Source organism: Glutamicibacter creatinolyticus (genome assembly GCF_006094275.1).
GTDB classification, from domain to species: Bacteria; Actinomycetota; Actinomycetes; order Actinomycetales; family Micrococcaceae; genus Glutamicibacter; species Glutamicibacter creatinolyticus.
On the sequence record NZ_CP034412.1, the window covers coordinates 3,098,950 to 3,110,877 of the forward strand.

Genomic DNA, 11,928 nt, shown 5'->3' on the forward strand with positions numbered 1-11,928 from the left:
CATGACCACGACCTCAAACAGCCCCACCAATGTCTCCGAGCTGGAGCGCCTGAAGACCCTGCACAACGGCTCGAAGCAGCAGCTGACCTTCTCCGACGCGGAGTTCGAGCGCCGCCTGGCGGGCCTGCGCCAGATCATGGCGGCCAAGTCGCTGGATGCAGTGATCCTCACCAGCTACCACGGCATCAAGTACTACTCGGACTTCCTGTACACCACGTTCGGACGCAACTACGCGCTGGTGGTCACCGCGAACAACTCCACCACCGTGACCGCGAACATCGATGCCGGCATGCCGTGGCGCACCAGCTATGGCGAGAACATCGTGTACACCGACTGGAAGCGTGACAACTTCTTCTACGGACTGCAGGAGGCGCTCAAGCGTGACGGGGTAAAGGCGACCCGCATCGGCGTGGAAGATGACTTCCTGCCGGGCCTGACCCGCCAGCGCATCCAGGATGCGTTCCCCGGCGCCCAGCTGCTGGATGTCTCGCAGGATGCCATGCGTCAGCGCATGATCAAGTCCGCCGAGGAAATCGAGGTCATCAAGCACGGCGCCCGCATCGGCGACCTGGGCGGTGAGGCCATCAAGGCCGCGATCCGCGAGGGGATCACCGAGTACGAGGTGGCACTGATCGGCACCGAGGCGATGGTGCACGAGATCGCCAGGACCTTCCCTCACCGCGAAGTGCGCGACACCTGGGTGTGGTTCCAGTCCGGCATCAACACCGACGGCGCCCACAACTGGGCCACCACCCGCAAGCTGCAGCGCGGGGACATCCTGTCGCTGAACTGCTTCCCGATGACCTCGGGCTACTACACCGCACTGGAGCGCACCTTGTTCCTGGGTCAGCCCGACGAGCGCAGCCTGCAGCTGTGGAATGTGAACGTCGAGGTCCACAAGCGCGGCCTGGAGCTAATCAAGCCCGGCGCGGTCTGCAAGGACATCGCCGCCGAGCTGAACGAGATCTACATTTCCCACGGCCTGCTGCCCAACCGCACCTTCGGCTACGGCCACTCCTTCGGAGTGCTTTCGCACTACTACGGCCGTGAAGCCGGCCTGGAGCTGCGCGAGGACATCGACACCGTCCTGGAGCCGGGCATGGTGGTGTCGATGGAGCCGATGATCACCGTGATGGATGGCGAGCCGGGGGCCGGCGGCTACCGCGAGCACGACATCCTGGTCGTGGGCGAAGATGGCGCGGAGAACATCACGAAGTTCGGCTTCGGCCCGGAGAACAACATCATCGACGCCTAGGCCGCTCCACCCCGATCTGGGCCCGACACTCAGCGGACAACAGCGCCCAGACCCCGGTGGCGTGGGCAGGGCCACCCGGCGCAAGGTCGTTGCCGCGAGCTTCATCGGCAACTTCGTCGAGTGGTTCGACTACGCGGCCTACGGCTACCTGGCGGTGACCATCTCGGTGGTCTTCTTCCCCGAATCCGCACCGCAGACCGCGCTGCTGATGACCTTCGCCCTGTTCGCGATTTCCTTCCTAGTCCGTCCACTGGGCGGTTTCGTCTGGGGTCACATTGGCGACCGCATTGGCCGGCGCGAGGCGCTGAGCTGGTCAATCCTGCTGATGTCCGGGGCCACCTTCTGCATCGCCCTGCTGCCGGGCTACGCCAGCATCGGCATCGGCGCCCCGCTCCTGCTGCTGGCCTTGCGCCTGGTCCAGGGGTTCTCCGCCTCCGGTGAGTATGCCGGCGCGGCGGCCTTCCTGGTCGAATACGCCCCGGCGAACCGGCGCGGACTGTACGCCGCGGTGGTTCCGGCCAGCACCGCCACCGGCCTGCTGCTCGGCTCGCTGATGGCAGCCCTGCTCACCGGCCTGCTCCAGGCGGATCAGATGGAGTCCTGGGGCTGGCGCCTGCCCTTCCTCCTGGCCGCACCGATGGGCCTGATCGGACGCTACATCCGTACGAAGCTGGAGGACTCGCCGGCCTTCAAGGAGCTGGCTCAGGAGGACGAGGTCATCAAGGCGCCGGTCAAGTCCCTGTTCCGCGACCACTGGCGCCGCCTGGTGCTGGCCGCCGGCGCGGTGCTTTTGAACGCGGTCGGCTTCTACGTCATCCTGTCCTACATGCCCACCTACCTGTCCCAGGAGCTGGGACTCGATGAGACGGCGTCCTACGTCGCCACCACGGTGGCGCTGGTGACCTACATCGGCTTCATCTTCATCACCGGCATGCTTTCGGACAAGTTCGGGCGCAAGCGGGTCCTGATGAGCGCCTCGGTGCTGTTCGTCCTGTTCACCGTGCCGGCGTTCATGCTGCTGGACACCGGCAACTTCCTGTTGATCATCCTGGTCCAGATCGCCCTGGGAGCCATGCTGACCCTGAATGACGGCACCCTGCCCAGCTATCTGGCCGAAATGTTCCCCACCCGCGTGCGCTACTCCGGTTTCGCGGTCTCCTTCAACCTGTCCAACGCATTGTTCGGCGGCACCGCACCCTTTATGGCAACCCTGCTGATCGCCGCCTCCGGCCACCCGCCGGCCCCGGCCTGGTCCCTAGCTTCATCGGAAACTTCGTGGAGTGGTTCGACTATGCCGCCTACGGCTACCTGGCAGTGACCATCGCGGCGGTCTTCTTCCCCAGCGACGACAGGCAACTGGCCCTGCTGATGACCTTTGGTGTTTTCGCCATCTCCTTCCTGGTCCGTCCACTGGGCGGATTCGTGTGGGGACACCTCGGCGACCGAATTGGTCGCAAGGAGGCACTGAGCTGGTCAATCCTGCTGATGTCCGGGGCCACCTTCTGCATCGCCCTGCTGCCGGGCTACGCCAGCATCGGCATCGGCGCCCCGCTCCTGCTGCTGGCCCTGCGCCTAGTGCAGGGCTTTTCCGCCTCGGGCGAGTATGCCGGTGCCTCGGCGTTCCTGGTCGAGTACGCCCCGGCGAACCGGCGCGGACTGTATGCCGCGGTGGTTCCGGCCAGCACCGCCACCGGCCTGCTGCTCGGCTCACTGTTGGCCGCCCTGCTGACCGGGCCTGCTCCAGGCAGATCAGATGGAGCCCTGGGGCTGGCGCATTCCCTTCGTGCTGGCGGCCCCGATGGGCCTGATCGGACGCTACATCCGTACGAAGCTGGAGGACTCGCCGGCCTTCCCTCTCCGGTCAGCGCGCTGTTCCGCGAGCACTGGCGGCGCCTGCTGCTGGCCGCCGGTGCGGTGCTGCTGAACGCGGTCGGCTTCTACGTCATCCTCTCCTACATGCCCACCTACCTCTCCGAAGAGCTGCACCTGGACGCCACTCGTTCCTACCTGGCCACGACGGTGGCGCTGGTGACCTACATCGGCTTCATCTTCATCACCGGCATGCTTTCGGACAAGTTTGGGCGCAAGCGGGTCCTGATGAGCGCCTCGATCCTCTTTGTCCTGTTCACGGTGCCGGCGTTCATGCTGCTGGACACCGGCAACTTCCTGCTGATCATCCTCGTGCAGATCCTGCTCGGCGCCATGCTCACCCTGAACGACGGCACCCTGCCCAGCTACCTGGCCGAAATGTTCCCCACCCGGGTGCGCTACTCCGGGTTCGCGGTCTCCTTCAACCTGTCCAACGCATTGTTCGGCGGCACCGCACCGTTCATGGCGACCCTGCTGATCGCCGCCTCCGGCAACCTGCTGGCCCCGGGCTGGTACCTGATGGCCGCGGCCGTGGTTTCCCTGATCGCCGTCGCCTGCTCCGTGGAGACCAGCCGCAAGCCACTGACCTGAAACACCCCGCGCGCGCCGCCCCGGGCGGCGATTCGCGCGGCGCCTCGGTGATCGTGAACGTGGTGGATGTGCTGCGCTGCTTTACCACCGAGCGGCCGGAGGTCGGGGTCACCGACATTGCCGCGGAGGTGGGACTGCACAAGTCCAGTGTCTCGCGGATCCTGGCCACCCTGGAGCAGGAACGGATCGTGGAACGCGACCAGGAAACCCGCAAGTTCCGCCTGGGGTTGGGCCTGATCGCCATCACCGGGCCGTTGCTGGCGAACCTGAACGTGCGGCGGGTGGCCTACCCGGTGCTCAACGAGCTGCAGCGGGGAAACCGCGGTGCTCAACATCTGGGACGGCGGCGAATCGGTGTCCGTGGAGCAGATCCCCTCCAAGCGCAACGTGAAGCACACTTCCGTGATGGGCAGCCGCTACGCCACCGGGCTCAGCGCCACCGTGCAGATGTTCCTGGCCCACCAACCCGCGGAGACCCATCAACTACGGGGAAACGTCACAGGATGAGGTGGGCGTCGCGGCACCGGTTTTCGACCACCGCGGCCAACTGGTGGCAAGGGGTCATGATCGCCGCTCCCCTACTATCGGGTGCGTGGACCGAGACGTCCAGCGCACTGGTCGGCTCGTCCGCGATCAGCAGCTGCGGGCTGAGCGTCAGCGCCCGGGCGATGCAGATGCGCTGGCGCTGTCCGCCGGAGAGCTGGCGCGGGCAGCGCTGTACCGAGACGTCCAGCGCACTGGTCGGCTCGTCCGCGATCAGCAGCTGCGGGCTGAGCGTCAGCGCCCGGGCGATGCAGATGCGCTGGCGCTGTCCGCCGGAGAGCTCGTGCGGGTAGGCTGGCCGACGCGTTGGGCGCGGCGGTGGGTGCCTCGCGTGCCGCCACCGATGCCGGCTGGATCGACCACGACTACGCAGGTGGGGCAGACCGGCACCACTGTCTCCCCGCAGCTGTACATTTCGGTGGGCATCTCCGGGGCCATCCAGCAGAAGGCCGGGATGCAGACCAGCAAGTACATTGTGGCGGTGAACAAGGACGAAGACGCGCCAATCTTTGAGATCGCCGACTTCGGCTGGGACGTGTTCCCCAACGCCCTGTCCTCCGCCCTGCAGTACGCCTCCTTCGACTGGCCCCTGGAGAACAGCTGGACGAACTACAACGCCCTGCAGATGATCACCTACTTCCTGGTGGTGTTCGTCGCCGCGCCGCTGGCTCCCGCGCCGCGTACATGTGGTTCAGGTTGCGCAGCGCCCCGGTGGAGAAGACCAGCACCACGTGAACGATGATGAACATGACGAAGAACAGCATGGTGGGCAGGTGGATCGCCCGGGCCAGCTCGATCGGGTACGCGCCAGCTGTTCTCCAGGGGCCAGTCGAAGGAGGCGTACTGCAGGGCGGAGGACAGGGCGTTGGGGAACACGTCCCAGTGGGTTGGCACGATGCGCATCCACTGGCCGGTTTCCGCGTCCAGAAGGTGCGCGGGCGCCCGGTGCTGCGCACCTGCCAGCCCGCGCGGCTGATCAGCACCATCAGGAACATGCTTGCGGGTCTGCATCCCGGCCTTCTGCTGGATGGCCCCGGAGATGCCCACCGAAATGTACAGCTGCGGGGAGACAGTGGTGCCGGTCTGCCCCACCTGCGCCGCGTTCGGGCAGCGAGTTGATCGGGGTGGTGGTGATCCGCGCCCCGGTCATCCCCCAGGGGTGGCCCAGGGCAATGGCCCCGCCGTTGACGTTCAGCCGGTCGTGGTCAATGCCCAAGTCCTCGGCGCTGGGCAGCACCTGGGCGGCGAACGCCTCGTTCAGCTCCACCAGGTCAATGTCCTTGATGACCGGTCCCAGGCCCATGATTTCCGGGGACAGGGCGCTGAGACCGGTGGACACGATCCGCGCCAGCGGCTGCACCCCGAGTTCGGCGGCCTTGGCCGAGCTCATGATCACCAGGGCCGCGGCCCCGTCGTTCAGCGGGCAGGCGTTGCCGGCGGTGACCGTCCCGTCCGGGCGGAACACCGGGGCGGGTCAGCGCGGTAATGTCCTTGTCCCAGAACCCGCGTTCGGCCGCGGCCTGCGCCCGCTGCTGGGAGAGCAGCGCCCAGGCGTCCTGGTCGGCGCGGCTGACCGAGCGCAGCTGGGCGACGTTCTCCGCGGTCTGGCCCATGGCGATGTAGATGTCCGGGACCAGTCCCTGACCGCGCGGGTCGCTCCAGCGCTCCACCCCGGCGGAGATGAAGATTTCCCCTTCCCCGGCCCGGATGGCGTGAAGGGCCATCCGGGTGCTTTGCACGCTGGAGGCGCAGAAGCGGGTGACCGTGGTGCCCGGCACCGTGTCCCGATATCGTGGACATGACTCGGGGCCCCCGCGCCCGGATCGGTACCGTGTGGGTGCATGACGTGCAAGGCATCATCGGAGAAGAACCCTCCTGGTGGTGGAATCCCCTCTCCTTCGTGACCGATATGGAAACAGCGGAGAAACTCACGGAGGCCCACGGCTGGGTCCAGGGCATGCCCATCATCATGGCCAAGCCGCATGAGCCGCTGGACGACGTGATGGGTCTGGTTGCCATCCACAATGCACGCCGATGAAGGCGAACGCCATGCCGATCGGAAGGAAGGCGAAGATCAAGGCCAGATAGATGGCCACGCGCAAGACAATCACGGTGATTTCGCGGCTGCGGTTTTTCACTCGCTTGGCCACGAACAGGTACTTGATGGACTGAAAATGCAGGTTCAGCCCTTCCAGGGTCAGCAGCGGAAAGAACAAATACCCCTGGCGTTCGGTGATCCACTTCAGCAGACCCTTTTGCCGCTGTGCGTCGGCCGGCTGGAAGGAGATGGTGTCCCATTCAATGTCCGGGTCCTTGCCCACTGTATTTGGCGTGGCGTGGTGCTTGTTGTGCTTGTTCATCCACCACTGGTAGCTGATGCCGACCACGCCGTTGGCCAGCAGGCGTCCGAGTTTGTCATTGGTCTTGGCGGAGGAGAGGATCTGGCGGTGTGCGGCCTCGTGGGCCAGGAACGCGAACTGGGTAAGCAGGATTCCCAGCGCCCCGGCCATCAGCAGCTGCAACCAGCTGTCACCGAGCAGGATGAACCCGGTGATGGCGGTCCTGGCGAACGAGGGAGGTGAGTAAAGCGATTCCTAGTGCTGCTTCGGGGCTGTTACTCATGAAGTGTTCCCGTCGTTGACGATGAATTTGGATGATACTTCGGTACTCGCGGCGTAAAGTTAGCAGCCTACAGCCCTCTTGCGACTGCGGCACCCGCTGCCAGCCATGCGCGCTGCGTGCTCGGGCGTAGCGCGTCGTAGCGCAGGATCCCATCTACCATTGCTGGATCAAATGGGATCGTTGCCACATCACGGGCCAGGGTCTGGTAACCGTCTGCGACGCGCTTCACGTCGGCGGCGGTGGCCTTGGAATCAGCTTGGGTTACCACGGCTACGGCGTTCTGTGCCAGGGCGTGGGCTTTGTCGTTCTGCTGAGCGAGCGCTTCGAGCAGTAGTGCGCCGGCTTCGGCGTGGTCATCTCGGGTCGTGGTGGCCACAACGAGCTGATCGGTGTGGTCGATCATGCGCCGCCACATCGGATCTGACTCGTCATTGCCCGAGTCAATGAAGATCAGCCGGTAATACTTTGAAGCCACCCGGTGGATCGCGTCCACATCGGCCGCGTCTACGCGCTGCGCGCTGGCCAGCTCCATCGGCTTGGAGCGCAGCACGTCGAACCGATCGCGGGTCTGGTGGTGCACGAAATGCGCGAGGTCTGCTGATTGCGCCCCAGTGCCTAAGAGTTTTTCGGATTCGGGCAGCAGCTCCAACAAGGTCGTTTCGTGCGGGCCTTGTTCGGTACGCCAGCCCAAAGTTCCTCTGGTTTGATTGTTATCCCAGGCCAGTACCCCGGCTCCGCCGTAGCGGGCGAAGATCGCACTGAGCAACACGGTGGTGGGGGTTTTACCTGCTCCACCTTTGCCGTTCACGATGGCGATAGTGCGTGGCCCTGGCCAGTGCTGGCTCACGGCTTGCACATCGGCACGTTCGGCGCGTTCGGCCTCGCTGGGTGTCATACGGATACCGAGGCGGGTCACGGTGCCGCGCCAGCCTTGGGTGGCCGGTTCTTCAACTTGTTCCTGGGTGAGGAAGCTTTGGCGGGCTTCGCGCCGGGTTGCCGGTGCCCCGTCCGGTGCGGGAACGGTGTGGGATTGGGATTTCTGGGCGAACGGGTTCGGCTGCTGGGCTTTGGATGCTACAGCATCAGGGCCCGCGGGGGCCGGTGTTACGCTCTGAGGCTTGTCGGCAGCTTGGGCGAGTTCCATCGCTGGTTCCTCCGATTCGGGTGTAGATTCTGCGGTAGCTAGCGACTCAGACGCGGCGGCGGTGAATCGAACAATATGTCGAAGATTGCGGTATAAGACAGGAAATGTTTGACGTTACGCCGCGACGGGCCATAGTGTCGTAGACAGAATCAAGAGCGTCAGCTGACAAGCCCTGGCTAGCTGGCCGGCAACCCTCTAAACGGTAGTGGGGTGCTCCAGGTGAGGATTCGGTTCCGCGCGCCACCGCGTGGAACAAGTACCGCACACCGAGTGCGCAAACTCGGTGGGCCTGATGCGAAGGATACGAATCATGTCATTGAATCAGGATCTCGACCCGTTGACCCTGCGCAAGGTCTTCGCCCAGCACCCCTCGGGCGTCGCGGCGTTGTGCGCCGAAATCAATGGCGTCAAGACCGGAATTGTTGCCTCCTCGTTTACCGTTGGGGTCTCCCTGGATCCGGCGCTGGTGATGTTCGCCGTGCAGAAGACCTCCAACACCTGGCCGAAGCTGCGGCGGGCACAGCGCATCGGAGTCTCGGTGCTCAGCAGCCGCAACGAGGGGGTCTGCGCCCAGATCGCCTCGAAGAAGGGTGACCGCTTCGCCGGGCTGCACACCCACATCACCGAGCAACAGGCGCTGTTCATCGAGGAATCCACCCTCTGGCTCGATACCTCCATCTACAACGAGGTCGAAGCCGGGGACCACTGGGTCGTCCTGCTGCAGGTGCACGGCCACCAGGCCTCGGCACACACCCCGCCGATCTTCCATGATTCAAAACTTAATTTTTATCCACACGTGTGAAAACCTGAAACACCAAGTCAATCAGGTATTAGTTGCGTTTAAGTGGGGTAATCCACAGTTCCCGGTGGGTAGAAGGGGATTTGAATGTCTATTGCCAGCGCTGAGCAGGCTTACGAGAACCGCGACTCCGAGGCGGGGCGTACGCCGCCGCAGGACATCGCCGCGGAAATGTCGGTTCTGGGCGGCATGATGCTCTCCAAGGACGCGATCGCCGATGTCATTGAGGTGGTCCGCGGCAACGACTTCTACCGTCCGGCCCATGAATCGATCTATGAGGCCATCATTGATCTCTACGGACGGGGCGAACCGGCTGACGCCGTCACCGTTTCGGACCTGCTGACCAAGCGGGGCGAAATCGTCCGGGTAGGCGGTGCCGCATACCTGCACAACCTCATCCAGTCCGTGCCCACCGCCGCGAACGCCGGTTACTACGCCGAGATCGTGCGCGAACGCGCCGTGCTGCGCCGCCTGGTCGACGCCGGGACCCGGATCGTGCAGATGGGCTACTCCCCGGACGGGGACGTGGACGCCATCGTCAACGAGGCGCAGGCCGAGGTCTACAAGGTTGCGGAGAATCGCTCGAGCGAAGACTATGTCCGGCTCAGCGAGATCATCGAGGGCACCGTCGATGAGATCGAAAATGCGGCCAACGCCGGTGACGGCATTACCGGTGTCCCCACCGGCTTTTACGAGTTTGATGAGTTGACCCAGGGCCTGCAGGGCGGGCAGATGATCATCATCGCCGCGCGTCCGGCCGTGGGCAAGTCGACCTTCGCCCTGGACTTTGCGCGTTCGGCGGCAATCAAGAACAACATGGCCACCGTGTTCTTCTCCCTGGAAATGGGGCGCAATGAAATCGCGATGCGTCTGCTCTCCGCGGAGGCCTCGATCCAGTTGCAGGACCTGCGCAAGGGGTCGGTGGAGGATGCCCAGTGGACCAAGATCGCCACCACCATGGGACGGTTGAATGAGGCTCCGCTATTCATTGACGACTCCCCGAACATGTCGATGATGGAGATCCGCGCCAAGTGCCGCCGCCTGAAGCAGCGCAACGAGCTGAAGATGATCGTGCTGGACTACCTGCAGCTGATGAGCTCGGGCAAGCGCGTTGAATCACGCCAGCAGGAAGTCTCGGAGTTCTCCCGTAACCTGAAGCTGCTGGCCAAGGAGCTCGATGTCCCGCTCATCGCGCTCTCGCAGCTGAACCGTGGTTCGGAACAGCGTACGGACAAGAAGCCGATGGTCTCGGACCTGCGTGAATCCGGCTCGATTGAGCAGGATGCGGACATGGTGATCCTGCTGCACCGCGAGGACGTGTACGACAAGGAAAATCGTCCCGGAGAGGCCGACGTGATTGTGGCCAAGCACCGCAACGGTCCCACCAAGACCATTACCGTCGCCTTCCAGGGCCACTACTCCCGGTTCAGCAACATGCAACGCGAAGGGTAGCCTATAGTGGGTGCCATGATCCAGAGCCTTCAAGCCCTGCTGTGGGGCACCGTGGCCGGTTCGGCCCTGCTGTTGGGGGCCGGGGCGGCCTGGTGGCTGCGCATTCCGCGGATCTGGGTTTGTGCGATCATGGCCTTCGGCTCAGGGGTGCTGATCAGTGCGCTGAGCTTTGAGCTGGTGTTGGAGGCCTACCAGCAGGGCGGCCTGGCGGCCAGCGTCGCCGGGGTGCTCGCCGGCGCGGGGCTCTACTTCGGCGCCAATCGGCTGCTGGCCTGGCTGACGGCGCGACGCCACGCCAGCACCCCGCGGACCCAGGACTCCTCCGGCACCGCAATCGCCGTCGGGGCGCTGATTGACGGGATTCCCGAATCGGTGGCCCTGGGCCTGGGAGTCGTGGCCGGAGCGGGAATCAACCCCACCATGCTCGCTGCCATCTTCATCTCCAACATCCCCGAGGGGCTGGCCAGCACCGCGGACATGAACTGTGGGGCGCAATCGCGGTGGCCAGCGGACTGGCCGCCTTCATCGGTGCCATCGCGCTGGCACAGATGCCCGCCGAGGTGCTGGCGTTCGCGACCGCGGTCGCGGCCGGCGGCATCCTGACCATGATCGCGGACACCATGATCCCCGAGGCGTACGCGGTGGACCACGACTACACCGGGCTGCTGGTCACCCTCGGGTTCCTCAGCGCCTTCACCCTGCACGCGCTCGGCGGGTAGGCCGCCGTCCCACGGGTGGCGCGGCCAGGCCCTGGCCGCTGTACTCTTCATCGACCACGGTGTGGAAGAAGATCCGCTCCACCCCGTTCTCACCCTGGTAGTCGCGGTAGTGGGCGGCGCCGATGTGCTTGCCCGCATCGTCAAGGACGTAGCGGTCGCGTTCGGGCAGGAACGGCCCGAAGCGGTCCTCGGAGGCGTCCCCGGGCTCGGCGCCGATCTCCGCCTGGTACTGCTGACGGAAGGCGACCACCTCCTCATGGGTGCGGCCCACGAAGTTCCACCACATCAAGACCTGCTCGTTCAGCGGCGCCCCGCCGATTGCCCAGGAACACCGACAGGCTCCAGCCCGGGCCGGTCAGCGGTTCGGGGCGGTAGCTTTCGAAGGTCGGTTCCATGTTGCGGGCATGCTCCGGCAACGCCACCCACAGCTGGGCGCCGTGCAGGACGGTGGTGTCCTTCGTGGAGAATTCCGAATGGGTGATCCCGTACCCGGCGGTCATCAGGTTCAGCTCCCCGGGACGCACCGTGGCCTTGAAACCTGCCGAGTCCATGTGGTCGATCGCCCCGGTGAACAACCAGGACACCGTTTGCAGGCCGGTATGCGGGTGACGTGGGACGGCCATCCCCAGGCTCTTGGAGACATCGTCCGGACCGTAGTGGTCCAGGAAGCACCAGGCCCCGATCAGGCTGCGCTGCTTCTGCGGCAGTGTGCGGTAGACCGTCATGGCGCGCGGCCCGCCCAGCGGCACCGGGCGCGGTTCCAGGATCTCCGGTCATCTCCTCCTACCGTCCGGTGCTTGAACCCCTGGGGCTCACCCATCCGCAATACCTGGTGATGCTGGCCCTGTGGGAACAGGGCCCGATCGGGGCGCGGGAGCTGAGCGCCCAGCTGCACCTGGACCCCGGGAACGCGGTAATCTTCAAGGCATGGATG

The 11,928-nt window shown here is 65.0% G+C and carries 5 protein-coding genes, 11 pseudogenes and 1 riboswitch; of the genes and pseudogenes, 9 read left to right on the forward strand and 7 right to left on the reverse strand.

The annotated features are described in order from the left end of the window. The first annotated feature begins 1 nt into the window (after window position 1). From GcLGCM259_RS14175 to GcLGCM259_RS14190, 4 genes and pseudogenes are all read left to right on the forward strand, one after another. Window positions 2–1,255: a M24 family metallopeptidase gene (locus GcLGCM259_RS14175; RefSeq protein ID WP_138176017.1), complete on the forward strand. Its 1,254-nt coding sequence runs from the start codon at window positions 2–4 to the stop codon at window positions 1,253–1,255. 16 nt (window positions 1,256–1,271) lie between these two features. Further along, window positions 1,272–2,573 carry an MFS transporter gene (locus tag GcLGCM259_RS14180; protein WP_425459806.1) on the forward strand — a complete coding sequence of 434 codons (1,302 nt, stop codon included), beginning with the start codon at window positions 1,272–1,274 and terminating at the stop codon, window positions 2,571–2,573. Continuing rightward, window positions 2,504–3,715 (forward strand): annotated as a pseudogene (locus tag GcLGCM259_RS14185) (MFS transporter). The gene GcLGCM259_RS14180 and the pseudogene GcLGCM259_RS14185 overlap by 70 nt, the downstream one beginning before the upstream one ends. Then, window positions 3,712–4,271 (forward strand): annotated as a pseudogene (locus GcLGCM259_RS14190) (IclR family transcriptional regulator); the annotation flags it as partial. The pseudogenes GcLGCM259_RS14185 and GcLGCM259_RS14190, both read left to right, overlap by 4 nt. Window positions 4,272–4,340: 69 nt before the next feature. Here the strand turns inward: GcLGCM259_RS14190 and GcLGCM259_RS15630 are convergent. Then, window positions 4,341–4,550: pseudogene (locus GcLGCM259_RS15630) on the reverse strand (ATP-binding cassette domain-containing protein); the annotation flags it as partial. Window positions 4,551–4,552: 2 nt separating this feature from the next. Between GcLGCM259_RS15630 and GcLGCM259_RS15410 the strand changes: the two are divergent. Beyond that, window positions 4,553–4,787 (forward strand): annotated as a pseudogene (locus tag GcLGCM259_RS15410) (electron transfer flavoprotein subunit alpha/FixB family protein); the annotation flags it as partial. 139 nt (window positions 4,788–4,926) lie between these two features. On the opposite strand, the pseudogene GcLGCM259_RS15635 reads toward GcLGCM259_RS15410, so the two are convergent. The 5 genes and pseudogenes from GcLGCM259_RS15635 to GcLGCM259_RS14225 form a co-directional block, all read right to left on the reverse strand. Next, window positions 4,927–5,256 (reverse strand): annotated as a pseudogene (locus GcLGCM259_RS15635) (cytochrome b/b6 domain-containing protein); the annotation flags it as partial. Further along, a pseudogene (locus GcLGCM259_RS15305) lies at window positions 5,255–5,356 on the reverse strand (FAD-binding protein); the annotation flags it as partial. The pseudogenes GcLGCM259_RS15635 and GcLGCM259_RS15305, both read right to left, overlap by 2 nt. Window position 5,357: 1 nt before the next feature. Further along, window positions 5,358–6,042 (reverse strand): annotated as a pseudogene (locus tag GcLGCM259_RS15640) (thiolase family protein); the annotation flags it as partial. 243 nt (window positions 6,043–6,285) lie between these two features. Then, window positions 6,286–6,813: pseudogene (locus tag GcLGCM259_RS14220) on the reverse strand (fatty acid desaturase family protein); the annotation flags it as partial. A 134-nt stretch (window positions 6,814–6,947) separates the two neighbouring features. Then, window positions 6,948–8,024 carry a MinD/ParA family ATP-binding protein gene (locus tag GcLGCM259_RS14225; protein WP_246049648.1) on the reverse strand — a complete coding sequence of 359 codons (1,077 nt, stop codon included), beginning with the start codon at window positions 8,022–8,024 and terminating at the stop codon, window positions 6,948–6,950. Between the two features lie 147 nt (window positions 8,025–8,171). Continuing rightward, a riboswitch (SAM riboswitch) is annotated at window positions 8,172–8,289 on the forward strand. Between the two features lie 45 nt (window positions 8,290–8,334). On the opposite strand from GcLGCM259_RS14225, the gene GcLGCM259_RS14230 reads away from it, so the two are divergent. From GcLGCM259_RS14230 to GcLGCM259_RS14240, 3 genes and pseudogenes are all read left to right on the forward strand, one after another. Continuing rightward, a complete protein-coding gene (locus tag GcLGCM259_RS14230; RefSeq protein ID WP_138927016.1) occupies window positions 8,335–8,826 on the forward strand; it encodes a flavin reductase family protein in 492 nt (163 codons plus the stop codon). Window positions 8,827–8,910: 84 nt separating this feature from the next. Beyond that, entirely contained in the window at window positions 8,911–10,275 is a 1,365-nt protein-coding gene (gene dnaB / locus GcLGCM259_RS14235) for a replicative DNA helicase (protein ID WP_138927017.1), read from the forward strand. Between the two features lie 15 nt (window positions 10,276–10,290). After that, a pseudogene (locus GcLGCM259_RS14240) lies at window positions 10,291–10,994 on the forward strand (ZIP family metal transporter). On the opposite strand, the pseudogene GcLGCM259_RS15855 reads toward GcLGCM259_RS14240, so the two are convergent. Further along, window positions 10,969–11,764 (reverse strand): annotated as a pseudogene (locus GcLGCM259_RS15855) (pirin family protein); the annotation flags it as partial. The pseudogenes GcLGCM259_RS14240 and GcLGCM259_RS15855 sit on opposite strands and share 26 nt — an antisense overlap. A 5-nt stretch (window positions 11,765–11,769) precedes the next feature. Here GcLGCM259_RS15855 and GcLGCM259_RS15740 point away from each other — a divergent pair. After that, window positions 11,770–11,898 (forward strand): annotated as a pseudogene (locus GcLGCM259_RS15740) (MarR family transcriptional regulator); the annotation flags it as partial. Window positions 11,899–11,928 lie beyond the last annotated feature (30 nt).